The sequence below is a fragment of the Indioceanicola profundi genome (assembly GCF_003568845.1).
Taxonomy (GTDB): domain Bacteria; phylum Pseudomonadota; class Alphaproteobacteria; order Azospirillales; family Azospirillaceae; genus Indioceanicola; species Indioceanicola profundi.
This window is the reverse complement of the sequence record NZ_CP030126.1, coordinates 2,492,578-2,518,052: the sequence shown is the minus strand read 5'-3', so window position 1 is coordinate 2,518,052 and position 25,475 is coordinate 2,492,578. Positions and strand designations below refer to the sequence as shown.

Here is a 25,475-nt window from a genome sequence, read left to right as displayed (position 1 = left end):
GGAACGGCCTCCCAGGAAGAGCGACAACTCTTCTCGAATGAACAGGGAGCCAATAATGAAAATGAACGCCGCGGTTCGGGGTCCGGCCACCCGCCGCATCATTACCGGTCTGATGCTGACAACCTGTCTGGGGACGCTTGCCGCACTGCCCGCCAATGCGCAGCAGCCGCCAGAGCTGGAAGAGATCGTCGTCACGGGCACCCGCGTCGCCGGAAGGACCGCGACAGAGTCCCTTTCGCCCGTCGATGTCTTCAGCAACCAGGAGATCGTGCAGCAGGGCGCTACGGACACCAATGACATCATCCGTACGCTGGTGCCCTCCTTCAATGTCAGCCGCAACGCGATCTCCGACGGCTCCACCTTCGTCCGCCCGCCCACCCTGCGCGGACTTCCTCCCGACCAGACGCTGGTTCTGGTGAACGGCAAGCGGCGGCACCGCTCCGCCCTGGTCCAGCTCGGCGGCGGCGCGCTGGCCGCGGGCGCCCAGGCGCCGGATCTGGCGCAGATCCCCAGCATCGCCATCCAACGCCTTGAAGTGCTGCGCGACGGCGCATCGGCCCAGTACGGCTCCGACGCCATCGCCGGCGTGATCAACATCCAGCTCAAGGATGCTTCGGAAGGCGGCAGCGCTTCCCTCCAGTACGGCTCCACTTATGAGGGGGATGGCGACAGCATGCGCGCCCAGGCCAATGTCGGCCTGCCGCTTGGCCCCGACGGCTTCTTCAATGTCAGCGCGGAATATACGGATGCCGAGCCGACCAACCGCGGCGTGCAGCACCCGCTGGCCCCGGCCGGCGCGCCCGACCCGGTGATGAACTGGGGCGATCCGAACTCCGAATCCAAGCGGCTCTTCGTCAATTCCGGCATCGACCTCACCGACTCGCAGAGCATCTTCCTGTTCGGCAACTATGGTGAAACGAAGGTCGACGGCAGCTTCTTCTACCGTCCGCCGACCACGACCCATGCCGTGAACGGGCCGACGATCCCGGTTCCCGGCGATCCGGACGGGTTCCGCTTCATCGAATTCTTCCCGCTGGGCTTCACGCCGCGCTTCTTCGGCGACATCAAGGACGCCTCTATCGTCGGCGGCTTCGACCATGAGCTGGAGTCCGGTTTCCGGTACGAGCTGAGCGCCGGTTTCGGCCGCAGCCAGATCGATTACAGCCTGAAGAATACCGTCAACCCGTCCCTCGGCCCTGACTCCCCGACCGAGTTCTTCGTCGGCCGTCTGGTGCAGGAGGAGACCAACCTCAACGCCGACTTCGCCTATCCGATCGAAATCGGGCTGGCCAGCCCGCTGAACTTCGCCTTCGGCGCGGAATGGCGGCGCGAGCTGTATGAGATCGGCCCCGGCGACCCGGCCTCCTACGCCGTCGGCCCCTATGCCTCCTTCATCGATCTGGCGACGGGCGAGCCTGCCGCCCTGCCGGTCGGCTCCAACGGCTATCCCGGCTTCCGGCCGGAAGATTCGGGCGAGTTCAAGCGCGACAACTACGCTGTCTACATCGACACCGAGACGGACGTCACCGACGCGCTCACCCTGGGCGTCGCCGCCCGGTACGAGGATTTCGACTTCTTCGGCGACAAGATCAACTGGAAGGTCAGCGGCCGTTACGAGCTGACCGACTGGCTGGCGGTCCGCTCCTCCGTCAATACCGGCTTCCGCGTCCCGACGCCGGGCCAGTCGCAGACCTCCTCGGTGCAGACCACCTTCCTGGCCGGCAACCCCAACCCGGTGGCCCGCGGCACCTATCCGGCCGCCAGCATCGTCGCCGAGTATTTCGGCGCCGAGCCGCTGAAGCCGGAGGAGTCCTTCAACGTGGCCGCCGGCTTCGTGGCGGACCTGCCGGGCGACATCTCGCTGACGGTCGACTACTACAACATCAAGGTGGAGGACCGCATCGCCCTGTCCGGCGACTTCGAGCCGACGGCGGCCGACCAGGCGGCGCTGGCGGCCCTGGGCGTGCCCGGCGCCAACACGCTGGGTCTGGTGAACTACTTCACCAACGCCTTCGACACCCGCACCCAGGGCGTCGACGTGGTCGCCAACACCTCCTACGACCTCGGCACCGGCAGCCTCTCCCTGACCGCGGCGGTCAACTACAACAAGACCAAGGTGACGGAGCGTGACGAGACCGTCATCGACGATACCCGCATGGCCGATCTGGAAGAGCAGCTGCCGGAATGGCGCGGCAACCTGACCGGCGTCTACACGGTCGGCCCGATGTCCTTCCTGACGCGCGCCAGCTACTTCGACTCCTGGACCGACACGGCGACCTACGGCCGATCCTTCGGGTCCGAGTGGGTGTTCGACGTGGAAGGCTCCTACACCTTCAACGACTTCGTCACTGTCTCGGTCGGCGTGCAGAACCTGTTCGACGCCTATCCCGACAAGCTGGCGCCGGATGCGGACGGCACATTCTCCTCCGGCCAGGTTTATCCGGACACCTCGCCGATCGGGTACAATGGCGGCTTCTGGTACGCCCGCATCACGGCGACCTTCTGACCCTGACGACCTGCGGAGCAGGCCGGGAAGGGTCCCCGTCCTGCTCCCCCTTTGAATGCTCTCCGGTCGGCGCTGCCGCGATGGCGATGCGGGCGCCGGCCGCCACTTTCGAGGCGAGAATGGGACCATTTTCTTCGATGCGCTCCGGCGCGCCGGGCCGTCAGGCGGCAGACCGTCAGCCGATGACGCGGCGTCGTCTGCTGGCCATGATCGGCATGTCGGCCGGCAGCACCGTCATGTATCAGGCGGCCAGCAGCCTCGGCTTCGCCGCGAAGTCCGAATTCACGCATGTGCCCCGGCTGGACGGCGCGCCGAAGGGCGCCTCCGTGCTGATCCTGGGCGCGGGCCTTGCGGGTCTGGTCGCCGCCTATGAGCTGGGCAAGGCCGGTTACGACGTTCAGGTTCTGGAATACCGGGACCGGGCTGGCGGTCGCGCCTGGACCCTGCGGGGCGGCGACACCTATACCGAGCTGGGCGGCTTCACCCAGAATGTCGGGTTCGAAGCGGGAAACTACATCAATCCCGGCCCGTGGCGGGTGCCCTACCACCACCACGCCATGATGCACTACTGCCACGAGTTGGGCGTGACGCTGGAGCCTTTCTTCCAGGTCAACTACAACGCCTATGTCCATTCCAAGAACGCCTTCGGCGGGAAGCCGGTGCGCTACCGCGAGGTCCAGGCCGACTTCCACGGCCATGTCTCGGAACTGCTCGGCAAGCTGGCGCACAAGCCCGGCATGGACGAGCTGGTGGGGCAGGAGGATCAGGAGAAGCTTCTGGAGGCGCTGCGCCAGTGGGGCGCTCTGGACAAGGACATGAAGTACCGGGCCGGCGAAACGTCCAGCATGCGCCGCGGCTTCGCCAAGGACCCCGGCGGCGGGCTCAGCGGGGAGCCGGTGCCGTCCGAACCCATCGGCTTCTCCGAACTGCTGCAGTCCGGCCTGTGGCGGCATATCGGCACCGGTGCGGGCTATGAGTTCCAGACCAGCCTGTTCCAGCCCGTCGGCGGCATGGACATGCTGCCCAGGGCGTTCGCGGAGCGGCTGAAGGACAAGATCCGCTACAATGCGCGTGTCCGCGAAATCCGGCAGAACGGCTCCGGCGTCACGGTCAGCTTCGATGACGGCCATGGCGGCGCGATGCAGACCGCCTCGGCCCAATGGTGCCTCTGCACCATCCCGCTCTCGGTGCTCAGCCAGATTCCCATGGATGTCAGCCAGCCCATGGCCGACGCGATATCCGCCGTGCCGTACCATGCCGCCCTGAAGGTCGGGCTTCAGTTCAACCGCCGCTTCTGGGAGCAGGACGAGGCGATCTATGGCGGTATCAGCTACACGGACCTGCCGATTTCCCTGATCGCCTATCCGAACACCGGCTACGGCTCCAAGGGCAAGGCCGTGGTGCTGGGGGCCTATCCCTGGGGTCCCTTCGCCTACGAGTTCGCCGCCATGGCGCCGGAGGAGAGGGTGAAGCGGGCCGTGGAGTTCGGCGCCCAGATCCACCCGCAGTACAAGACCGAGTTCGACACCGGCGTGGCCGTCGCCTGGCATCGCGTGCCCTGGACGCTGGGCTGCTTCGGCGCCTGGACGGAGGAGACCCGAGCCGCACATTACAAGGATTTATGCCAGATCGATGGCCGCATCCTGCTGGCGGGCGAACATGCCTCCTACATCCCGGCCTGGCAGGAGGGGGCGGTGACCTCCTCCCTCGACGCCATCACCCGCCTGCACCAGCGCGTCACATCCACGACCCACAGCTCGGCGTCGCGGCCATGACGGAGGATTCAAAGATGCGATCCCGCCTGACCCTTGCCGCGGCCGCCGCGGCGCTCTGCCTGTCCTGCCTGCCGGCCATGGCGCAGTCCACGGATGCCCAGTCCAACGCCTTCGCAACGGCAGACCGCTTCTCCTACCAGGATGGGGAGGCGCTGTACCGGGCCATCTGCCAGGGCTGCCACATGCCCGACGGGAAAGGGGCGGAAGGGGCCGGGATTTACCCGTCCCTGGCGTCGAACCCGAACCTGGAGGCCGGGGATTATCCCATCTACATGGTCGTGAACGGCCGCAAGGCGATGCCATCCTTCGAAGGGCTGTCCGATGCCCAGGTCGCCGCGGTGGTGAACTTCATCCGCACCCATTTCGGCAACGGCTACACCGATCCGGTGACGCCTGAGGACGTGACATCGACCCGTCCCGCCGAGTGACCCCGGAGGGACCTGCCGCAGGGGCGGCCGGTCCCTTCCACCCCACACTCCGACTTTTCGCAGTCAGGGAGACATGAGCATGGCAGGCATCATGATGTCGGTCACCCGTGCGCAGTTCCTGGAATTCAGACGGCACCTCACATCCGTGACCAAAGCCGGGCTCCGCGAGACCTACGGCATCAGCGAGAGCACCTGGCGGCGGATGCGCGACAGCCAGCCCATCCGCGTGACCACCTTCACGCGGCTGCTGGCCCGGTATGAGCGCAATCTGGCCAGGGCCGACCAGGGCACGATGGCCGTGCGCTACCGCCGTAGCCATGCCAATGCAGGGCACGGGGCAGGTCTGGCGGCCTGAACCCGCTTCAAAAAAAGCTGTGGACGGAACCGGCCGCGGCCGGTTCCGTCGCCATGCCTGAAACAACGTGCCTTGAGACACGGCTCATTATAGACTGACGGGCAGAGGAAACGCCGTCAGACAAATAAAATGAGACCGATATTTCCGACCGCCACGGATGTGGCGGTCCGCCGCGATATGTCATTCCGCACTTCGCAACTGCGGAATGACCTGCCGCGATCCATCCTGCCGGGCCGTCTGCTTGCTGTGGCGGGGATAGTGCTTCTGGTCGGGGCATTTGTGTTGCGGCACGATGCCGTCCGCCTGCTCACGCACGATCCCGGCTCCAGACCGCTGCACAACCGGCTGGTTCCCTTTGTCGGGTTGTTCCTGCTGGTCAGCGTGGCCGTCACGGCGAACGCCCAGACCATTGTCTGGGGCGGGGAGGTGGAGCCGTTGCCGCAATATGCGAGCTACTGCAAGACCTACGGCGCCCGCGATCCCGGCTGCGCCGCCGCTCTTGGCGGTCGGGCCGCCGCCCTGGCCGGTCCGGACCGGCTGAAGGGGCGGAAGGCCAGCCTTTCGATGGCCACGCATATCCACCGCGAGGTAGTGACCGATCTCGCCTACACCCCGGAGGCGGAGGATGTCTGGCAGATCCTGGGCACCCGCGGCACCGGCATGCAGGGGGACTGCGACGACGTGGTGATGACCACGATCAGCCGCTTGATCCGCCGCGGCTATCCCCGCGGCGCGTTGCGGGCCACCCTGGTCGAATTGCCGGACGGGCAGGGACACCATCTGATCCTTGGCGTCCGGCTGGAGGATCGGGAGGTCTTCCTGGACGACCGCCACCGCTGGCCGCAGGACGCCGCGGCCCTGGAGGCCCTAGGCTATCGCTTCCTCAGCCAGGAGGTGCCGGGCCACACGCACTGGCAGCGGGCGCAACGTGCAGTGCCTCCTTCCGATCAGGTGGCGGAGAAGGGCTGAACCGCCGCCCATCTCCGGAACCGCCGTGCTGGCGCGAGGTTGCAGCACACCGCGGCAGGTCCAGGGAGGCTTCCGATGAGGACCATGGGAATGGTGCCGACCGCACTGTTGGGCCTGCTGCTCATCGGACCGGGGTGCGGAGGAGATGCAGCGATGGCAAATGGGCGTGCAGCGGAACGGGGACGGCTGACGGCGCGTCCCTTGAACGCGGGAACATCCGTTTCGGAGCCCGGCCTGCGCGCCCTGCGTCTGGATGAGGCGCGTGACGGGGTGGTCTATCTTCCGGACAGAGCGGGTTCCGGGCCGATGCCGCTGATCGTGATGCTGCACGGGGCGGGCGGCGACGCGGCGGGCATGGTGGAGCTGTTGAGGGGACAGGCCGATGCCGAGGGCATCGCGCTGCTGTTTCCGGACAGCCGGGCCGCCACATGGGACGTGATCAGGGGCGATTACGGGCCGGACGTGGACTTTATCGACAAGGCGCTGGCGAAGCTTTTCGCGGAGCAGCCCATCGACCCCGACCGCATCGCCCTGGCCGGCTTTTCCGACGGGGCATCCTATGCCCTGTCGCTGGGCGTCATGAACGGGGATCTGTTCAGCCACATCCTGGCCTTTTCCCCCGGCTTCATCGTCCCGCTTTCCACGGTGGGGGAGCCGGAAATCTACATCTCGCATGGGGTCGAGGATCAGGTGCTGCCGATCCGGTCCTGTAGCCGGCGCATCGTTCCCCGGTTGGAAGAGGCGGGCTACTCCGTGCTGTACCGGGAATTCCCGGACGGCCATGTGGTGCCGCCGGACATTGTTCGCGAGGCGACGGACTTCTTCCTGGGCCGCATGACCGGGGATTGAGAAAAGGGGCGGACGCCATGCGCCCGCCCCGATCCGCCATCAAGCCTCAGCGACCGCCGCCACCGCCGCCGGAAGAGCCGCCACCGCCGGAGGAGCCGCCGCCGGAAGACCCGCCCGACGACCCGCCGCCGCTGGACGATCCGCCTCCGGTGCTGGAGCCGCCGGTTCCGCCCGTGCCGGACATGCCGCCGGTTCCCGTTCCGGTCGTGCCGCCAAGCGTGCCGCCGCTCGTTCCGCCGGTGCCGGTTCCGAGCCCGCTCGTGCCGCTGGTTCCGGTGCCGCCGAGCCCGACCTCATCCTGGCTGCTGCCGCTTCCGGCTGTTCCGCCCATGGTGCCGGTGGAACCTGTCCCGGTATCGCCCAGCGTCCCGCGGGAGCCGGTCGGATCGTTCAGCGTGCCGCCGGAACCGGTGGGATCGCCGAGCGTGCCGGTCGTTCCACGGCTGCCCGTCGTGCCGCCCATGGTCCCGGTCGTGCCGGTGCCGGTGCCGGTACCGATGCCGTCCGTCGATCCGGTCGCATCCCCCAGCGTGCCGGTCGTGCCGGTGCCGCCCATCGTGCCCGTTGAACCGCCCATGGTTCCAGTCGAACCGGTCGTGCTCCCGGTTCCACCCAATGTGCTTCCGGTCCCGCCCATGGTGCTTCCGGTGCCGCCCATGGTGGTTCCGCCGGTGCCGCTGGCCGTGCTGCCCGTGGTAGCGCCGCCACCGGCCGTGCCGGTGCTGGTGCCGCCGGCCGCACCGCTCTGCGCCAAGGCGGAGCCGGCGATCAGGGCAACGGCCGAAACAGCACCGATAAGGATATGCCGCATGGTTGTATCCTCCATGGGACCGTTTCGCGAACGGCCCCTATTGTAGCCTCGGGACACCCGCATGGCGTGATGTCCCATGGACTGGAACCAACAGGAATGGAGGCGACTGGTTCGATCCGGGCTGAAACCTTCCTGCGGCATCGGGCGGCCGGGACGGCGGAAGGCCGCGCCTACATCTCCCTTGGCCGTTGCGTGCCGCCGTCCCCGCGTCCGGTGACCGCCACGCCGGCATGGTCGCGCAGGCGGGCCAGGGTGCCGCGGTCGGTCGCCACGCGCATATGGGCGTGGCCGTCCCGGTCCTCCCGCTCCAGCACGCGGGTCCGGTCGTGCACCATGGACAGGGCTTCCCCGTCCGACAGGTCCACATCCAACTCCACCACCGTCTCCGCGGCGGAAAGCTGCCGGGCCACCGCTTCCAGCAACTCGTCCAGTCCTTCGCCGGTCCTGGCGGAGACCGCGACCATGCGGTCGGAGCGGAGTGCCCGGTTGCGGTATTCGGTGCGGCCGTCCGGGTCCAGCAGGTCCAGCTTGTTCGCCACCTCGATGATCCGGTTGGCGTCCGGATCGATGCCGAGGTCGCGCAGGGTTGCGTCCACATCCTCCTTCTGCGCCTCCGTCTCCGGATGGGCGACGTCGCGCACATGCAGGATCAGGTCGGCGGCCTGCACCTCCTCCAGCGTTGCCCGGAACGCCTCGACCAGGCCGTGGGGCAGGGCGGAGATGAAGCCCACCGTGTCGGACAGGATCGCCTCCCGGCCGTTGGGCAGCCTGATGCCGCGCATGGTGGGGTCCAGCGTGGCGAACAGCATGTCCTCCGCCCCGACCGACGCGCCCGAGAGCTTGTTGAACAGGGTGGACTTGCCGGCATTGGTGTAGCCGACCAGGGCGACCACCGGGTGGCCGCCGCGCTTGCGGGCCTCACGGTGCAGGGTGCGGGTCCGGCGCACCTCGCCCAGGTCGCGGCGCAGCTTGGCGATGCGCTGGGACAGCAGCCGGCGGTCGGTTTCAAGCTGGGTCTCGCCAGGGCCGCCCATGAAGCCGAAGCCGCCGCGCAACCGGCCCAGATGCGTCCAGGACCGGACCAGCCGCGACCGCTGGTAGCTCAGCGTGGCGAGGTCCACCTGCAACCGGCCCTCCCGCGTGCGGGCGCGCTCCCCGAAAATCTCCAGGATCAGGGCGGTGCGGTCGATCACCTTGGCCTTGAAGCAGCGCTCCAGGTTGCGCTGCTGCACCGGCGACAGGGCGTGGTCGATGAAGACCACGTCGATGGGGGAGCCCTGGGCGGCGGCGCTTTTCACCATGTCGGCGATGCGCTGCGCGTTGCCGCTGCCCAGCAGCTTCGCGGCGGTGGGCCGGTCCAGATTCATGCGCTCGGCATGCACGACCTCCAGCCCGATGGCCTTGGCGAGGCCGACCGCCTCCGCTATGGCCCCGGCGTGGTCGCGCGAATCCGCACGGTCCTCGCCACGGATCACCGGCCGCAGGACCATGGCGCGGCCGCTGCGGGCCGGCCCATTCTTCAGCAAGGTCGCCATTGTTCCTTCACCTCACGGGCGTCACGGGTCGGTGCGGCGCCTGTCCGGTCGGAACCGGCAGGCACCGCGGGTCAGCGCAACAGGGCCGATACGAACCCGTCACGCACCCGGCCCGTGACGTGCTCAGGGCAGCACGCGCTGCCGTTTCAGGCTGTCGATGGCGGTGAGCAGGGAAAGGGTGGAATCCATCCGTTCCGTGAAGCCGTGGCGGTAGATCTTGTTCACGTCGGAGATCACGTCCGTCTCCGTATGGAAGATGAAATCCCCGAAGCCCCAGCCCACCAGGGCGGAAAGGTCGGGCTGCACCAGCCCCTTGGCCTCCGCGATCTCCCGCCACAGCGGCCCTTTGTCGGCCATGTGGCGGGTCAGGGTCAGGGGAACCGGCGCGGCGGTCTTCAGGCCGAGATGCCCGGCCGCATCCTCCCACATCCGCTCCCACCGGAAGACGTCGCCATTGGTGACGTTGAAGGCTTCGCCCGCCGCCCGCTCGGATTCCGCCGCCCAGGCGCTGGCCCGCGCCAACAGGCCGGAATCCGTGAACTGGACAAGCTGCCGGTAGGCAAGGTCGGTGCCGGGAAAGCGCATCGGGATGCCCAGGGCGCGGGAAATCTCGGCGAAGACCCCGACCACCAGCGCGATGTTCATGGGATTGCCATGGACGTCGCCCACCACCACGTCCGGCCGCAGGGCCACATAGTCCCAGGCGCTCCGCTCCGCCCGGCGCTTCAACTGCGCCTCCTGCGCCAGATACAGGTTGGGCGGCATGTGGGGCGGATCGCTCTCCCGCGCCGGCGTCGGCACCTTCGCCCCCAGATGGATGCCGTAGATCTTGAAGCCCTGATAGATCACCACCCGGCGCAGGGGCGCGCCGGCCTCCTCCAGCCCGTCCAGCAGGTTGCCCAGCATGCGCCCGTTCCGCTCCGCCTCCGTGGACAGGTCGGGATCGGGGCTCAGGGCCGCGTAGAACAGGTGCGTGGTGTCCTTGGCGGCGCGCAACGCCTCCGCCGTGGCCCGCGCGTCGGTCAGGTCCGCGGTGACGGAGTCGATGCCGGGCACGGCGCGGCGGGCCAGGGCACGGACCTGCCAGCCCTGCGCCTTCAGCTCATGGCAGACGGCATGGCCGATGATGCCGCCGGCCCCGGCGACCAGGGCGACCCTGGCGGAACTCGGATTGCTCATATCCAATCTCCCTCAGGCGGCGGACTTGCGGAGCGGCGGGGCCATGAATTCCGGCCCCACGGGGTCGGTCACGGTTTCCGCCAGGATGCGGTCGATCTCCGCCATGGCATCGGCGTCCAGGGACCAGCCCATGACGTCGCCCACGGGATCGAGCTGCCCCGGATGGCGGGCACCCCACAGGGCGACGCTGACGCCTGGCCGGTCCAGCAGCCAGCGCACCGCCAGATGGACCACGCGCTTGCCATGGCGGCCCGCCACCTCCTCCAGCTTCCGCACGGCCGCCAGATACTGGCCGAAGCGGGGCTGCTGGAACTTGGGGTCGTGGCGGCGCAGATCGTCGCCCTCGAACCTCGTCTCCGCCGACATGCGGCCGGACAGCAGCCCGCGGCAGAGCGCGCCATAGGTCAGGGTGGCGATGCCGTTGCTTTCGCAATAGGGCAGCACGTCCCGGTCGATGGCGCGCTCGAACAGATTATAGGGCGGCTGGCAGACATGCAGCGGGGCCACGGCGCGGAACGCGTCCATCTGGGCCGGGCTGAAGTTGCTGACGCCGATGGCGCGGATCTTCCCGGCCTTCAGCAGGTCGGCCATGGCCTGCGCCGTCTCCTCCATCGGTGTCACGGGGTCGGGCCAGTGGATCTGCAGGATGTCGATCACATCGGTTCGGAGACGGCGCAGGCTGTCCTCCACCTCCTGCATGATGCGGGCGCGGGAGGCGTTGCGGAACGGGCTTCCCCCGGTCCAGTCCAGGGCGGCCTTGGTGGCGATGACGGCGCGCTGCCGCCGCCCGTCCATGGCCAGCGCCTTGCCCACGATCTCTTCCGACTGGCCGAAGCCGTAGACCGGGGCCGTGTCGATCAGGGTGATGCCCCGGTCCAGGGCGGCATGGATGGTGGCGATGGCCTCCCGCTCCTCCGTCCCGCCCCACATCCAGCCGCCGATGGCCCAGGTGCCGAGCCCGATCCTGGAGGCCACGATGCCTGTATCGGCGATGGTTACCGTTTCCATGTCTGCTTCCTTCCGTTCCAGCGGCCCTTGCAATGCAGCGAACGTGACGCCGGGCCGACAACAGCCCGTCCGGCCGTATGTCAGGACCCGCGCGAAGCTGACGCAGCGATGGATGGCGGCGAACTTCGGGGCGGCCGTTGATCCAACTCATGGAAGATTTACCGCTGCGCGGTATTCTGTTTCCGGTCCAGCTTCAGGGTGCCTCCGATGCTCACGCGCCAAGGCGATGCGCGGACGAAATCCTCCGACCGTCTGCTTGCCTGGTCCCTGGCCGGCATAGCCGGGGCGGCGAACGCAGCCGGCTTCTATGCCGCCGGCCACTATGTCTCGCACATGACGGGTGCCGTCTCGGCCCTGGCGGACCAGCTTGTGCTGGGCGAGCCGGCGGGCATCGTCCTGGCGCTGGGCGTCATCGTCCTCTTTATCGCCGGCGCCGCCTCCTCCGCCTTGCTGATCAGCCTGGGGCTCCGGCGCGGGCTCACGGGCATCTACGCCTTCAGCGTACTGGCGGAGGCTGTGCTGCTGGCCGCCCTGGCCTGGCTGGACATGCTGGTGCCGGGTCCCTTGCGGGGGCTGATCCTGATCCTGGGGCTCAGCTTCCTGATGGGGCTGCAGAACGCCATCGTGACGCGCCTGTCCGGCGCCCGCATCCGCACCACCCATGTCACCGGCATGGTGACGGATATCGGCATCGAACTCGGCCACCTGATGGATCGGGCGGTGACGCGGGGCGCTCCCGGTTCCGCCAAGCCGGACCTGGACAAGCTGGCCCTGCATGTCCCGACAGTGGGCAGTTTCTTTGTCGGCGGCCTGCTGGGCGTCTTCGGCTACAGGGCCATGGGGCAGCTCTTCCTGCTGATCCCCGCAGCCTGTCTGATGGCGCTGGCGATCCGCGGGTTGCGGGCGAGCCCGGATCAATAAGGGTATCGTCCGCGTGTGGGGGGAACTGTCCCCCTCCGCGCCGGTTGCGGGGCAGCCCTGCGGGAACACGCCGGGCCGAACCAAATCGGAGGAATACGATGCACCGCCGTGCCATGATCCTGACCGTCGCCGCTGCCGGCATCGCCGTCCCGCTGGGCATCCACCGCGCCGCCTGGGCGCAGACGGCAAGTGGTTCCGTCGCCGACATGGACGAGGACGATATCAAGATGATGATCGCCGCGAACTCCCTGGCCTCGCTCCAGAGCAGCCAGATGGCCGTTCAGCAGGCGAATGACCCCCTCGTCAAGGAGTTCGCCCGTCTTGAGGCGGAGGAACAGCAGAACACCATGGCCGCCATGAAGGCCATGGGCGAGTCCCCGTCGGAGGCCACGGTTCCCGACGACAAGAAGGCGGCGATGCAACGCCTGCAGTCGGCGCAGGGCGCGGAATTCGACGAGCTGTTTGTGAATACCCAGACCACAGCGCACCAGGAGCTGCTGGCCCTGCATCAGAACCTGCTCGAGAAGGCGGGTAATGAGAGCCGCGAGTCCGTGATCCCGCTGCTATCCGTTCCGGCGATCAAGTCGCATATCGCCATGCTCCAGTTGATCAACCAGAACATCGGTTCGTCGACGGCCTCCTCACGCTGACCGGCCGGCCCCGGCTTTCCCAAGGGAAACCGGGGCTTTCCGACATCTGCGCCGGACGCAGATAAAGAGAGCGTCCTCATGCAACCGCTGCAATCCAGCCGGGCTTGATGGCCGGTTTCCGGCTTCCTAGATCGAATGACGCCGGGACGCCCGGATGGGGTTCCGGCGGCTGCCGCCGCGGTGGGCCGTGGCGGCGAGTTTCGTGTCCCATGTCGCTTCCAAGGAGGATATGGTCATGCGAACCGCATTCGACTTCTCACCCTTCTATCGAACCGCCATCGGCTTCGACCGCGTCTTCGACATGCTGGAAGGGCTGGCCCGGGCCGAGCCCGACGGCTATCCGCCCTACAATGTCGAGCGGGTCGGCGATGACAGTTACCGCGTCACCCTGGCTGTGGCCGGCTTCGGCCCGGATGAGATCAACATCACCGCGCAGCCGAACCAGCTTGTCGTGACCGGCCGCCGCAATGGCGAGGACCGGGCTGAGGTCCTGCACCGCGGCTTGGCGCTACGCCCCTTCGAACGGCGCTTCAGCTTGGCAGATCATATCGAGGTCCGCGACGCGCGGCTGGAAAACGGGCTGTTGACCATCGAACTGGTGCGCAATGTGCCCGAGGCGCTGAAGCCCCGCCGCATCGCCATCAGCGGCCCGGCCTCCGGCCCGGCGCTGGAGCACAAGCCTGGCATGGCCGAGGACGTCATGGTCCAGAACAATGAGGAGCGGCGCGTCGCCGCGTGACGCGCGTATTTCCGAGTTGCGCCCCGGCGGCCGGCTGGCTACGGCCGCCGGGGGCCTTGCCGATAGGGGAGGCCGCAATGCAGGAGATGCCGAAGAGGGAAAGCAGCTTTCCGACCGAATTCCTGAAGCCCGTCGCCAACGCCGGGCGCTTCCCGCCGGGCACGCTGGCCTGGCTCTCCTTCCGGGGACGGGGAACCGCCGGCAGGAGTGGGACGGCGCGGCCCTGGATTCTGACGATCGAGCCGGCGCGTCCCCAGTGGCTGGAGCCGCTGATGGGATGGATTGCCGGGGACGATCCGTTGCGGCATGTGGAAATCCGGTTCTCCACCCGCGAGGCGGCGCTGCGCTTCGCCGCCCGGCAAGGGCTGGAGATTGCCGAGGTTCCGGCGCGGCAGCGGCAGCCGGCCAAGCCGCCCCGCACGGCCGCGCAGATGGATGCGGCCGTCAATAGCGACTGGCAGCTCTATCTGGAGGAGGAGACTGCCTGCGCCCCCGGACGGGAGGAGCGCGCCGCCGCGGAGTTGAGGCCGGCCATAGGGGACATGATCGAGGAGGCCTGCCTAGATGGGTTGCTGTTCGACCGTGCAAGTGACGACGGCATGCCGGAGCTCTCCGCATCGCCCTTCCCGGACGCCCTTGCCGCACGGCGCATGCGGGAGCGGCTGGCCGGCACGGTGCTTCTGTTCATGCACCCCCATGGACGCCGCCTGTCCGCATGAGGGAGGGGGCGATGCATGTCTACGATCCACGGGACTGGCAGGGCGGCCGGGGCGAGGGGCGGGAGCCGCACGATCCCAATGAAACCGCCATGCTCCGCGTCGGGCTTGCCGTGGCGCTGAGCCTGTTCTTCGCCTCGCTGCTGCCGCTGCCCATGGTTCCCGCCGCGCTGAGCCAGCTCCTGTTCATCGCCGGCCTCGGGGCGGTCGGCGTCGCGATCCTGCGAAGCCAGCCGTTGCTGGCGGAGCATTTCACCTCCTGGGACGAGGCGGCGGCGTTCCTGGCCCTCAGCTATGCGGTGGAGCTGTTCTGGCCGCTCCGGGTGCTGGACGCCTGCCCGTGCTGATCCGGCATGACGCCGGCTTCAGGGCTGGGATTCCGCCACCGGGGCCAGCGGCTTGGCACCGCTCATTTCACGGGCCAGCACATCGACCAGCTCGTCGATCCGATAGGGCTTTGGCAGGATGCGGATGCCTTCTGCGTCCGCGACATTGCCGCTGTAGCCGGTCGTCAGGATGACCGGCAGGCCGGGGCGTAGGCGGCGGGCCTCCTGGGCCAGGTCGATCCCGCTGATCCGGCCCGGCATGATCACGTCGGAAAACAGCAGATCGATGGCATCGGCGCCCGCCAGCAGCGGCAGGGCCTCGTCGGCGGTGACCACCCGGGTCACCATCAGCCCGGCATCCTCCAGCGCCGCCGCGACCGTGGATGCCACCACGGGATCGTCCTCCACGAGCAGGATATGACCGCCGCGCTGTGCCTTGGGCAGAGCGCGGCTGCGGTCGACCGCTTGTCGCGGAAGGGAATGGGACCGCTTCAGCAGCAGGTTGATGGTCGTGCCGCGGCCTTCCTCGCTGTCGATCCAGGCGGTGCCTCCGCCCTGGTGCGCCAGCCCATAAACCTGCGCCAGCCCGAGGCCGGAACCTTTCCCCACCTCCTTGGTGGTGAAGAACGGGTCGAAGGCCCGTATCTTCACCTCCGCCGGCATGCCGGTGCCGGTATCGGCTACGGACAGGTGGACGAAATCCCCCTCCAACCCCCGCGGGTTACCGGGCGGCAGCGTGACATTCTCCGCCTTGATCAGCAGCGATCCGCCGTTCGGCATGGCGTCGCGGGCGTTGACGGCCAGGTTGATGATGGCCAGTTCGAACTGGGTCGGGTCCAGGTCGACCGGCCAGAGATCGGGCGTGAAGCGGGTATTGAGACGGATATCGGCGCGCAGGACGCGCTCCAGAAGGCCTGCCATGCCCAGGATGCGGTCGGGCAAGGCCAGCGTTTCCGGACGCAGGCTTTCCCCCCGGGCGAAGGTCATGAGCTGCTGCACCAGCTTGGCCCCGCGGTCCACCGCCTGTCTGCCGGCCTGGAGCAGCGGTTGGATATCCGGCTGGTCGGTGCGGCGCGCGATCATCGTCAGGCAGCCGCCGAGGGCCTGGAGCAGATTGTTGAAATCGTGCGCGATTCCGCCGGTCAGCTGGCCCACCGCTTCCATCTTCTGGGCCTGGACCAGCGCCTCACGCGCCTGCTCCAAAGCCTCCTGCGCCTCCTTGCGCTCGGTGATGTCGCGAGTGACCTTGGCGAAGCCGATCAGCTTCCCGTTCTCGTCCCGGATCGCATCGATGATCACATGGGCCCAGAAGCGGGTGCCGTCCTTGCGGATGCGCCAGCCTTCCTTCTCATACTTGCCTTCGCGCTCAGCGATCTTCAGGGCCTGGAACGGCAGGCCCGCCGACCGGTCCTCGGGCGTATAGAAGCGGGAGAAGTGCTGCCCGATGATCTCCTCGGCCGCATAGCCTTTGATCCGGTTCGCTCCCCCGTTCCAGTTGGTGACATGCCCCTGCGGGTCCAGCATGTAGATGGCATAGTCGGTCACGCCCTGCACCAGCAGGCTGAATCGCTTCTCGCTCTCCAGCAGGGCCTGCTGGGTATTGCGCCGTTCGGTAACGTCGCGGGTGATCTTGGCGAAGCCGATCAGCTTCCCGTCCTCGTCCCTGATCGGGTCGATGACCACATGGGCCCAGAACCGCTCCCCCCCCTTGCGGACGCGCCAGCCTTCCTTCTCGTATTTGCCCTCGTGGGCAGCGGCGTGGAGCGCGCGCGCAGGCTCGCCGGCCAGCTTGTCCTCTTCGGTATAGAAGCGGGAGAAATGCTGGCCCAGAATTTCCGCCGCGGTGTAGCCCTTGAATCGCTGCGCCCCCTGGTTCCAGGTGCTGATGATCCCCTGTGAGTCGAGCATATAGATGGCATAGTCGGTAATGGAGTCGACGAGCCGGCGAAAGCTCATCTCCTCCACCGCCGCTAATGAGTGGCTCGGCTCCTGGGCAGTGACCATGTACTGAACTCCAACACCTCGAAAATCCGGGCGGGGTATATAAGACCTACCTTATGATGTCCGGCCATAGCGCATAGGGCGTATGGCTTGAGGCCCAGCCAAAGGGATCAACTCACTCGGGCCGTCACCTCCGGCCCGCGGCGAGACGCATGGATTCGGGGCGTCCGCGCAGGCGCAGCATCGCCCACACGCCCACTGCCGGGCCGGCTGCGAGCACGGCGAAGGCATTGGCCCAGCCGAAGCTGTCCGCGAGCCATCCCACCAGATGAATGCTGAACAGTGTCAGAAGAAAACCGGCACTGGTCTGGATGGTCAGCATGGTGCCGGTGAGCGTCCGGTCCGACAACTCCGCCACGCTGGCGGAGAACTGGGCGGAGTCCGCCACGATGGTTATGCCCCAGACCAGACAGACGGCGATTACCAGCGCGGGCGGCGCGCCGTGCAGGAAGCCGATCAGAAGGGCGCAGCCGCCGCTGATGGCCATGGCGCCGGCGGTGACGGCGGTGCGGCCGATACGGTCGGCGATCGCGCCGGCCGCCACGCAGCCCAGCCCGCCCAGCGCCATGGCCGCAAAGGTGACCAGCCGCGCCCAGCCGGACGCATCCGCCGCCTGCACGCCTGCCGCCGTGAAGCTGCTGACCAGGAACAGGGCCAGCCACGACCACATGGCGTAAAGCTCCCACATGTGGCCCAGATACCCGATATTGGCCAGACGCAGCGCCGGATCGCGCCATGCGATGAGGGCCGCCGCCGGCCGGAATGGCGGCGCCTTGCCCATGGCGGGACCCAGCCCGGCGCCGCTGATGGCCACTGCGGCGACGACCGCCCCCGCCGAAGCGGCGCCGATGACCCAACGCCACTCGATGCCGCCGATGGCGTTGATCAGATGCGGCGAGGCGGAGCCGAGGGTCAGCGCGCCGACCAGCAACCCGACCAGCAGGCCGAGATCGCCCCTGGCCCAGGTGGCCGCGATGCGCATCCCGACGGGATAGATGCCGGCCATGCAGATGCCGGTGACGAAACGCAGGGCGGGAACCGCGGCCGTGGCCGGGTCGACCAGCAGGATGCCGGCATTCGCCAATGCCGCGATCAGGGCGGAGGCGGCGAAGAGCCGGCGGGGGTCGATCCGGTCGGCCAGCCCGAGAAGAGCGCTGCCAAGCGTGCCGGCGACGAACCCGGCCTGCACGGCGCTGGTGAAGAGGGAAGCCTGGAACGCGCTCAGCCCGACATCCGCCTCCAACTCCGGCACCACCGCGGTGGCCGAGAACCAGAGGCCGAGCGCCAGGACCTCGGTCAGGGCCAGCAGCGTCAGGGATCGCGCCTTGCCGGCCAGGGGCGGGGCGGCCCCGGCGGACTGTGCGGTCATGCCCGGCCCGCCCGGCTGGAAATCGTCGGTGCGTAAGGGCCTGCCTGCCGCAACAGCCCGGGCCGGTTCTGCGCCGTTGTTCCCGTCATGATCCTCCCCCGGATTAGGTCGCGCGGGCCTTGCGGATCGGCCCGTCATTGTTAACTTTGCCGTTCCAGTCTGACGGAGCGTGGAAAGCCTGTCGACCCGGTTAGGCCATGCGCCCGATATCCTGACCCCCTTTCGCCGGGTTTCCCATTCCTTCCGGACGTGCTAATCCGGATAGGGGGTATATTTCGTCGTAACGAGTTGCGACGTTGTTTGTTCGTCGGCCAAGCTTCGCCCGTGGCAGCAGGGAAGGAGCGCCGGTTGCGGCCGATGATCCACATCCGGGAACCAGGGAGTGTGCTCGTGCAGGCCGACGAACGGGTTGAAACCGGCATCGAGGGATTGGACCGCGTCCTGAAAGGCGGCCTGATCCGCAGCCGCACCTATATCCTCCAGGGCCGTCCGGGCGCCGGTAAGACCATCCTCGCGAACCATATCTGTTTCCACCATGCGAAATCCGGCGGCACGGTCCTGTATGTCACCCTGCTCGCGGAATCGCATGCCCGGCTGATCGGAAATCTGTCAGAGCTGGACTTCTTCGATGCCGGCCTGGTGCCGTCGGGCGTCAGCTACATCAGCGGCCATATGGCCTTGCGGGACGGGGGTCTGGACGGGCTGGTCGGGCTGCTGCGGGATGAGATCGGACGGATGGGGACGACCCTGCTGGTCCTGGACGGTCTGCTGAACGTGCGGGAGTCCGCTCCATCCGATCTGGACCTCAAAGTCTTCCTCCAGCAGCTCCAGACCCATGGAGAATTCGCCAACTGCACCGTCCTGCTGCTGACCAGCGCCAATCTGGGAGAGGTGGCACCGGAGCACACCATGGTGGACGGGGTCATCGCCTTGTCCGACGATGTGGTCGGCGCTCGCGCCGTCCGCACGCTTTCCGTTTCCAAATTCAGGGGCGGGGCGCATCTGCGGGGGCTGCACCAGTTCCAGATCCAGCAGAGGGGCATCGTCGTCCATCCCCGGTTCGAGGCCGAGTTCGCCACCCCGTCCGTCCCGGACGGCCCGGGCATCGAACGGACCGTCAGCGGCGTCCCGGACCTGGACGCCATGATCGGGGGCGGGCTGCCGGCGCGGGCGCTGACGCTCGCCATGGGGCCGTCCGGCACGGGCAAGACCACCCTGGCCCTTCAGTTCATCGCCAGCTCCAGCGCCGAGGAGCCGGGGCTGTTCTTCGGCTTCTACGAGACGCAACCCCGGCTGGAGACCAAGGCGGCCTCCATCGGTCTCGACCTCTCCGGCCTGTTCCGGAGCGGCGCTCTGGAGATGCTGTGGCAGCCGCCGACGGAGAACCTGCTGGACGGTCTGGCGCACCGGCTCCGCGAAGCCGTGCTGCGCCGGGGCGTGAAGCGCCTGGTCATCGACGGGTTCAGCGGATTCCAGCGGGCCGCCGGGCATCCCGACCGGATAGAGCCCTTCTTCACGGCCCTGTCGAACGAGTTGCGGGCCCTGGGGGTCACGACCTTCGCAACCTGGGAACTGCGGGAGATGATCGGCCCCGTGGTGTACTCACCGGCTCCGGAATTCTCCAGCATCGTGGAGAATCTGATCCTGATGCGCTTCGTCGAATACCGGGCGCAGATGCGGCGGCTGATATCGATCCTGAAGATGCGGGACAGCCAGTTCGACGCCCGCATCCGTGAATTCCAGATCACCAGCGGCGGTATCGTCCTGGCGGACACGTTCGACAGGTCGGAAGACCTGACGACCGGCGCTGCGCACATGCTGAACCGGAACGACAACCGGGGGAGCCCCTGAGCGATGGCGGATCGAAAAGCGCCCAAAGTCCTCGTCGTCGACGACGAGATCATGATCGCTCTTTCCGTCGCCGAGCATCTGGCCGACGAGGGCTTTCATGTGGTGGTCGCGCATGACGGCAGGCAGGCGCTCGACATGGCCCGGCAGGAACAGCCGGACGCGGTCGTGACCGACCATATGATGCCCCGCATGAGCGGGCTCGAGTTCGCCTGCGCCCTACGGGCCGATTCTGGCTTTTCAGCCATTCCGATCGTGCTGACCAGCGCGGTTCCGCCTGCGAATACCGACGGCATCTTCACGGAGGTCTTCGCCAAGCCCTTCCAGCTTTCCGATCTCACCCATCTGCTACGGAAGCTGCTCGGCGGCGGCCGCTAGAAAGCTGTTCAAGCCGCCGCGGGCGGCGCCTTTTCCGTATGATGCATTAACCCATCCCGGGTAGTGTGCCCGGCTCGTCCGACCGGATTGCTGGGAGCGCCGTTCCTCACACCATGTGGCCGTTCCGAAAAATCCCCGGACTCCTGGGCCGGAGCGCGGGTTCGCCTCCCGCGCAAAGACACTTGGTCCTGCTCGCCCTGGCGGCCGTGCTGCCCATCCTCGCTTTTTCGGTGGGGTTGGGGGTCACATGGCTGCACGCCAAACAGGAGGCGATGGAGCAGGAGGCGGAAAACCGGGTCATCTATCTGGCGCAGCTTGTGAACCGCGAGCTGACCTCACAGATCGACAGCCTGCTGGTGCTGGCGGAGGCGTTGCCCGTGGACGGCGCGGTCGACCGGGACACGTTCGCGGACATCGCCGAGCGTGTCCGCTCCCGCCATCCGCTGTGGCGGGTCGTCGTGCTCAGCGACCCGGATGGCAACCGGCTGATCGACATTCCCGATCCGGTCGGCGGCGGACCCGGCAAGGTGGTCGATCTGGAAAGCCATGCGCGCGCGGTGGCCACGTCGGCGCCGGTCGTCGGCACCACCCTGCGCGGACCGCGCGGCAACGCCGCCTTCGCGATCCGGGTGCCGGTGATCCGGAAAGGACAGTTGCTCTACATCCTCACCGCCGTGGTGGAGCCCCGGCGCATCCAGGACTTTCTTCTCGCCAACGGCCTGCCGCCGGACTGGTACTGCGCCGTGGTGGATGCGGGCGGCAATGTCGCCGCCCGGCTGCCTAATCCTGAGAAGCTGACCGGCTATCCCGCGAACAGCCGCCTGCTGCGAATCCGGGAAGAGCAGCCGGAGGGCTTCTATGACGGGCTCAGCACCGAGGGAACGCCGTTGCGGTCGGTGTATCGCCGGCTCCCGGATTTCGGCTGGTCGATCCATGTCGGACTGCCGCGGGAAGTGTTCGCCGCGCCGCTTCGCCAGGCCGGCGGGCTGATGCTCGGCGGCGGGGTGGTCTGCGCCGCCCTGGCAATGCTGTTCGCGACCGTGTTCCTGCGGGAGTTGCGCACCCGCCGCCGCCAGGACGTCGCCAGGGAGGAGACACGGCGGCTGGAGGCCATGGGGCAGATGACCCGCGGCGTGGCGCACGATTTCAACAACCTGCTCCAGGCCATGACGGCCTGCCTGTCGCTGGTGGAGAAGAAGGCCGACGCATCCGGGCTCAGGCCCGTTCTCGATGCCGGCTATCAGGCGGTGGACCGCGCCTCCCGGCTGACGCGGCAGTTGCTGGCCTTTGCCCGGCGCCAGCCGTTGGAGCCCAGGCCGGTCAGCATCCGCGACCAGCTCCTCTCCATGTCGGAGTTGATGGCGCGGACCCTGCGTCCCGACATCCGCCTCGACATCGATCTGCCGCCGGACATCTGGATCGTGGAGGTGGACCCGACGCAGTTCGAATTCACCGTCCTGAACATCCTGGCGAACGCGCGTGACGCAATGCCGGGGCCGGGCGCGCTGGGCATTCAGGCGCGGAACATGCCGCGTCCGTCGAAGGAGGGGGAGGGGCTGCTCGTCGGCCCCTGCGTCGCGCTTTCCGTCTCCGACACCGGCGGCGGCATGTCGCCCGAGATTGTCGCCAGGGCCTTCGAGCCCTTCTTCACCACCAAGCAGGCCAGCGGCGGCACCGGCCTGGGCCTCAGCCAAGCTTACGGCTTCGCCCGGCAGTCGCGCGGCGCGATCTCCATCGACAGCCAGCCCGGCCGGGGGACGACCGTCACCCTGCTCCTGCCCCGGTCCGACAAGGCGGTGGCGGACGGGCGGGCGGAGGCGGGGCAGGCTCCCGAGGTCAGCGGCGGAACCGTGCTGCTGGTGGAGGACGATCCCATCGTCGGCGCGATGCTGGCAGCGGTGCTCACCGATATCGGTTACGACCTGCGGCGGGCCTTCTCCGCCGATGAGGCGCTGCGGGTCCTGAGCACGGACAGCAGCGTGGACATCGTGCTCAGCGACATCGTCATGCCGGGCACCCTCAGCGGCGTCGGCCTTCTGCGCGAAATCCGCCGCTACTGGCCCGCCTTCCCTGTGGTGCTGATGAGCGGCTACAGCGAGGAGCTGATGGAGGGGGCGGATGCGAAGCTGATCGGCAAGCCCTTCACCGTCGCCGACCTGACCACGGCGCTGGAGGCGGAGCTGCGGGCCCGCGGGGCGAAGAGCCGGGCCGGGATGATCTGACCGCCGGCCCCGCCCGGCACGGGTATGCGGCCCTTGCCGGATTGTGGGGTGCGCGGGCGGCGGCTTCGCGGCATCCTCCCGCAGGTCCGGCCGCGACCGTGAAGCGTATGAGATGACCGATATCGCCGCATCCTGCCCCAGCCCCTGGCGGCAGGCCTTCCTTCTCAGCATTCCCATCCTGGTCGGCTATGTCCCGATCGGCATCGGGTTCGGCGTGCTGTGGGTGCAGCAGGGGCTTCCGGCGTGGGGCGCGCCCCTGCTGGGCCTCATCGTCTATGCCGGCGCGTCGCAGTTCCTGGCGGCCGGCATGCTGGCCGCGGGGCAGGGGCCGGTGGAGATCGCGCTGGCGACGCTGACGCTGAATGCGCGCCATGCCGTCTACGGCCTCGCCTTCCTGGACCGGTTCCGCACCTGGAATGCGGCCAAGGCCTATTTCGCCTTCGCCCTGACGGATGAGACCTACGCGGTGCTGGCCGCTACCCCGCCGGCCGGGAACAGGTCCTGTGACGAGGGCATTCTCTGGCGCGTCGCGATGCTGAACCAGGGCTATTGGGTCGTGGGATGCGCCATCGGGGCCGTGGCCGGAAACTTCATTCCCGCCGGCATCCAGGGACTCGACTTCGCGCTTACCGCGCTGTTCATCGTGCTGCTGCTGGAGCAGACGCGCACGAGGCGGAAGGCGCTGGCGGCCCTGGTCGGGGCGGCGGTGGCCGTTGCGGGCGCGGCCGTGTTCGGGACGTCCAACACGCTGCTGCCGATCATGGCCGCGGCGCTGGCTGCCGTTGCGATCATGGACCGGGGAGGGTGCCATGCCCGGCGCTGAGATCCTGTGGACGGCGCTGCTGATGGCGCTCGCCACCGCACCGGCGCGGTTTCTGCCCTTCCTGGTAGGCAACCGTCTGAACGGGCCGGCCCTGCGCCGCCTGTTCGTGGAACTGTTTCCGCCGGCGGTGCTGGCGGTGCTGATCGTCTATCTGGGCTGGGGCGTCGGCGGCGCGCCGGCCAATGCGCAGGCCGGGCAGGCGGTGGGCGCCGTCGTCACCGTGGCGGCGCATCTCTGCTTCCGCCATCTGCTGGTTTCCGTCGCATCCGGGACTGCGGCGTGCATGCTGGTCCAGAATCTCTGGCTCGCATAGCCGGACCGGCCGGTTCCCAGCCTGTTGTGGCCGTGAACGTGTTTGCGGAGGAACGATGAGCGACGTGGCCAGGATCGAGATCACCTATTGCCGCCAGTGCCGCTGGCTCCTGCGCGCGGCCTGGCTGGCCCAGGAGCTGTTGACCACCTTCGAGGATGAGGTCGGCGGCGTGACGCTGATCCCCGGAACGGGCGGCGTCTTCACCGTATATGCGGATGGGGAGCTGGTCTGGTCCCGCAAGGAGCAGGGCCGCTTCCCGGAGGCGGCGGAGCTGAAGCGGCTGGTACGGGACCGGATCGCGCCGGACCGGCCGCTGGGCCATGTGGACCGCAAGGCGGAGGCGGAGACGCCCAAGGAATAGCGTCGCCGCCCCCTGCTGGAGCCGTTCAGAGGAACAGCAGCCCCAGCGAGATCACCACGCCCGACACCAGCAGGATGATCAGGCAATAGCCCATGATGTCCTTGGCCCGCAGCCCGGCGATGGCAAGCGCCGGCAGGGCCCAGAAGGGCTGGATCATGTTGGTCCAGGCATCGCCCCAGGCAATGGCCATGGAGGTACGGGCAAGATCGGCCTGAAGCTCGATGGCCGCCGGCAGCATCACCTGCGACTGCACCGCCCACTGCCCGCCGCCCGACGGGATCAGGATGTTCAGCAGGCCCGCACTCCAGAAGGTGAAGAGCGGCAGCGTATCCGCGGTGGAGATGGAGACAAACCAGGCCGACAGGTCCTGCGCCAGGCCGGACCCCACCATCATGCCCATGATGCCGGCATAGAAGGGAAACTGCACGACGATGCCGGCCGCACCCTTGATGGCCTCCTGCAGGCTGTGCAGGAAGCGGAAGGGCGTTCCGTGCAGGATGATGCCCAGGAACAGGAAGGTGAAGTTGACGATATTGAGGTTCAGCGCGAACCCCTTCTCGACGAAGTAGATGGCGAGATAGCCAAGGCCCAGCACGCCGATGACCAGGGAGACGATCCGGCTGTGCTCCAGATAGTCGGCCGGCCGCTCCATCACGGTCGGCACCTCCGGCTCCGGCTCCTGCAGTTTCGCGGGGTCGACATGGATCGGGTTGGCACCGTGGCCCATCATCATGCGGTTGGTCAGCGGGACCAGCACCAGCAGGGCCAGGCAGATGATCAGGTTATAGGACGCGAAAATGGTCTCGCTGGTCGGGATCACGCCGATCAGATTCTGGGTAAAGTGCCCCTCGGTTGCGATGACCAGCGGAACGGACCCTGAAATACCGCCGTGCCAGATCACGAAACCGCTATAGGCGGAGGCGATCAGCAGGCGGTAATCGACCTTGACCACGCGGGCGAGCTGGCGGGCGAACAGGGCGCCGATGACCAGTCCGAATCCCCAGTTGATCCAGCTTGCGGCCAGCGACACCACGCTGACCAGGATGATCGCCTGCCCAGGCGACTTCGCCAGCCCTGCCAGCGTCGCCAGTATGCGGCGGAATACCGGCGTGCTGGCCAGGACGAAGCCGGTGACCAGCACGAGCAGCATCTGCATGCTGAACTCAAGCAGCTTCCAGAAGCCGTCGCCCCAGTGTCGGGCCATGGCCACCGGCGACTGCTGCTCGAACGCTAGTCCTGCCAGGAAAACCACCGCCGTCAGCAGCAGCACCAGGACGAACGGGTCCGGCAGATAGCGTTCAGTGAGTTTCGTCGAGGAGCGCGTGAGCACACCGAACATCGAGGCCTCCCTTCCTCTTATCCGAACAGGAACATTCCGGTGTGCAGTGTTAGA

24 protein-coding genes are annotated in these 25,475 nt (G+C 67.9%); 17 read left to right on the top strand and 7 right to left on the bottom strand.

The window, feature by feature from the left end; genetic code table 11:
• Nucleotides 1-55: 55 nt before the first annotated feature.
• From DOL89_RS12030 to DOL89_RS12005, 6 genes are all read left to right on the top strand, one after another.
• Nucleotides 56-2,506, top strand: a complete 2,451-nt coding sequence (locus tag DOL89_RS12030; RefSeq protein WP_225889777.1) for a TonB-dependent receptor plug domain-containing protein — start codon at nt 56-58, stop codon at nt 2,504-2,506.
• A 182-nt stretch (nt 2,507-2,688) separates the two neighbouring features.
• Nucleotides 2,689-4,281 carry an NAD(P)/FAD-dependent oxidoreductase gene (locus DOL89_RS12025; RefSeq protein ID WP_119680394.1) on the top strand — a complete coding sequence of 531 codons (1,593 nt, stop codon included), beginning with the start codon at nt 2,689-2,691 and terminating at the stop codon, nt 4,279-4,281.
• 14 nt (nt 4,282-4,295) lie between these two features.
• The gene (locus DOL89_RS12020) at nt 4,296-4,709 is read left to right on the top strand and encodes a c-type cytochrome (protein ID WP_119679375.1); all 414 of its coding nucleotides are present in this window, start codon (nt 4,296-4,298) and stop codon (nt 4,707-4,709) included.
• A gap of 79 nt (nt 4,710-4,788) precedes the next feature.
• Nucleotides 4,789-5,064, top strand: coding sequence for a hypothetical protein (locus tag DOL89_RS12015; protein ID WP_119679374.1), 276 nt, complete (start codon nt 4,789-4,791; stop codon nt 5,062-5,064).
• 129 nt (nt 5,065-5,193) lie between these two features.
• A complete protein-coding gene (locus tag DOL89_RS12010; protein ID WP_119679373.1) occupies nt 5,194-6,033 on the top strand; it encodes a transglutaminase-like cysteine peptidase in 840 nt (279 codons plus the stop codon).
• 153 nt (nt 6,034-6,186) lie between these two features.
• Complete coding sequence (locus DOL89_RS12005; protein WP_119679372.1) at nt 6,187-6,882, top strand: alpha/beta hydrolase; 696 nt, start codon at nt 6,187-6,189, stop codon at nt 6,880-6,882.
• Nucleotides 6,883-6,928: 46 nt separating this feature from the next.
• Here DOL89_RS12005 and DOL89_RS12000 read toward each other — a convergent pair whose 3' ends face one another.
• From DOL89_RS12000 to DOL89_RS11985, 4 genes are all read right to left on the bottom strand, one after another.
• A complete protein-coding gene (locus DOL89_RS12000; protein WP_119679371.1) occupies nt 6,929-7,693 on the bottom strand; it encodes a hypothetical protein in 765 nt (254 codons plus the stop codon).
• A gap of 170 nt (nt 7,694-7,863) precedes the next feature.
• Complete coding sequence (gene hflX / locus DOL89_RS11995; RefSeq protein ID WP_119679370.1) at nt 7,864-9,228, bottom strand: GTPase HflX; 1,365 nt, start codon at nt 9,226-9,228, stop codon at nt 7,864-7,866.
• A gap of 123 nt (nt 9,229-9,351) precedes the next feature.
• Entirely contained in the window at nt 9,352-10,407 is a 1,056-nt protein-coding gene (locus DOL89_RS11990) for an SDR family oxidoreductase (RefSeq protein WP_119679369.1), read from the bottom strand.
• 12 nt (nt 10,408-10,419) lie between these two features.
• The gene (locus tag DOL89_RS11985) at nt 10,420-11,415 is read right to left on the bottom strand and encodes an aldo/keto reductase (RefSeq protein ID WP_119679368.1); all 996 of its coding nucleotides are present in this window, start codon (nt 11,413-11,415) and stop codon (nt 10,420-10,422) included.
• A 207-nt stretch (nt 11,416-11,622) separates the two neighbouring features.
• Between DOL89_RS11985 and DOL89_RS11980 the strand changes: the two genes are divergently transcribed.
• The 5 genes from DOL89_RS11980 (at nt 11,623) to DOL89_RS11960 (ending at nt 14,788) form a co-directional block, all read left to right on the top strand.
• Nucleotides 11,623-12,336, top strand: coding sequence for a YoaK family protein (locus DOL89_RS11980; protein WP_119679367.1), 714 nt, complete (start codon nt 11,623-11,625; stop codon nt 12,334-12,336).
• A gap of 98 nt (nt 12,337-12,434) precedes the next feature.
• On the top strand, nt 12,435-12,986 hold the full coding sequence (locus DOL89_RS11975) for a DUF4142 domain-containing protein (protein WP_119679366.1): 552 nt from the start codon (nt 12,435-12,437) through the stop codon (nt 12,984-12,986).
• Between the two features lie 235 nt (nt 12,987-13,221).
• Nucleotides 13,222-13,725, top strand: coding sequence for an Hsp20 family protein (locus DOL89_RS11970; RefSeq protein ID WP_119680393.1), 504 nt, complete (start codon nt 13,222-13,224; stop codon nt 13,723-13,725).
• A 77-nt stretch (nt 13,726-13,802) separates the two neighbouring features.
• A complete protein-coding gene (locus DOL89_RS11965) occupies nt 13,803-14,444 on the top strand; it encodes an NADH dehydrogenase ubiquinone Fe-S protein 4 (RefSeq protein ID WP_119679365.1) in 642 nt (213 codons plus the stop codon).
• An 11-nt stretch (nt 14,445-14,455) separates the two neighbouring features.
• Nucleotides 14,456-14,788, top strand: a complete 333-nt coding sequence (locus DOL89_RS11960; RefSeq protein WP_119679364.1) for a hypothetical protein — start codon at nt 14,456-14,458, stop codon at nt 14,786-14,788.
• An 18-nt stretch (nt 14,789-14,806) separates the two neighbouring features.
• Here the strand turns inward: DOL89_RS11960 and DOL89_RS11955 are convergent, their stop codons facing one another.
• On the bottom strand, nt 14,807-16,771 hold the full coding sequence (locus DOL89_RS11955; RefSeq protein ID WP_119679363.1) for a hybrid sensor histidine kinase/response regulator: 1,965 nt from the start codon (nt 16,769-16,771) through the stop codon (nt 14,807-14,809).
• A 124-nt stretch (nt 16,772-16,895) separates the two neighbouring features.
• Nucleotides 16,896-18,137, bottom strand: coding sequence for an MFS transporter (locus DOL89_RS11950; RefSeq protein ID WP_119679362.1), 1,242 nt, complete (start codon nt 18,135-18,137; stop codon nt 16,896-16,898).
• A gap of 390 nt (nt 18,138-18,527) precedes the next feature.
• On the opposite strand from DOL89_RS11950, the gene DOL89_RS11945 reads away from it, so the two are divergent.
• The 6 genes from DOL89_RS11945 to DOL89_RS11920 all read left to right on the top strand — a co-directional run bounded on the left by DOL89_RS11945 (nt 18,528) and on the right by DOL89_RS11920 (nt 24,082).
• Nucleotides 18,528-19,988 (top strand): ATPase domain-containing protein, encoded by a 1,461-nt coding sequence (locus DOL89_RS11945; protein ID WP_162937476.1) that lies wholly within the window; start codon nt 18,528-18,530, stop codon nt 19,986-19,988.
• Nucleotides 19,989-19,991: 3 nt separating this feature from the next.
• On the top strand, nt 19,992-20,363 hold the full coding sequence (locus DOL89_RS11940) for a response regulator (protein ID WP_119679360.1): 372 nt from the start codon (nt 19,992-19,994) through the stop codon (nt 20,361-20,363).
• Nucleotides 20,364-20,545: 182 nt separating this feature from the next.
• Nucleotides 20,546-22,585 (top strand): ATP-binding protein, encoded by a 2,040-nt coding sequence (locus DOL89_RS11935; RefSeq protein ID WP_162937475.1) that lies wholly within the window; start codon nt 20,546-20,548, stop codon nt 22,583-22,585.
• Between the two features lie 112 nt (nt 22,586-22,697).
• Nucleotides 22,698-23,408 (top strand): AzlC family ABC transporter permease, encoded by a 711-nt coding sequence (locus tag DOL89_RS11930; protein ID WP_162937474.1) that lies wholly within the window; start codon nt 22,698-22,700, stop codon nt 23,406-23,408.
• The gene (locus tag DOL89_RS11925) at nt 23,395-23,721 is read left to right on the top strand and encodes a branched-chain amino acid transporter permease (protein ID WP_119679357.1); all 327 of its coding nucleotides are present in this window, start codon (nt 23,395-23,397) and stop codon (nt 23,719-23,721) included. The genes DOL89_RS11930 and DOL89_RS11925 overlap by 14 nt, the downstream gene beginning before the upstream one ends.
• A 55-nt stretch (nt 23,722-23,776) precedes the next feature.
• Nucleotides 23,777-24,082, top strand: coding sequence for a SelT/SelW/SelH family protein (locus DOL89_RS11920; RefSeq protein WP_119679356.1), 306 nt, complete (start codon nt 23,777-23,779; stop codon nt 24,080-24,082).
• 25 nt (nt 24,083-24,107) lie between these two features.
• On the opposite strand, the gene DOL89_RS11915 is transcribed toward DOL89_RS11920, so the two are convergent.
• Nucleotides 24,108-25,421: a short-chain fatty acid transporter gene (locus tag DOL89_RS11915; protein WP_119679355.1), complete on the bottom strand. Its 1,314-nt coding sequence runs from the start codon at nt 25,419-25,421 to the stop codon at nt 24,108-24,110.
• Nucleotides 25,422-25,475: the final 54 nt, after the last annotated feature.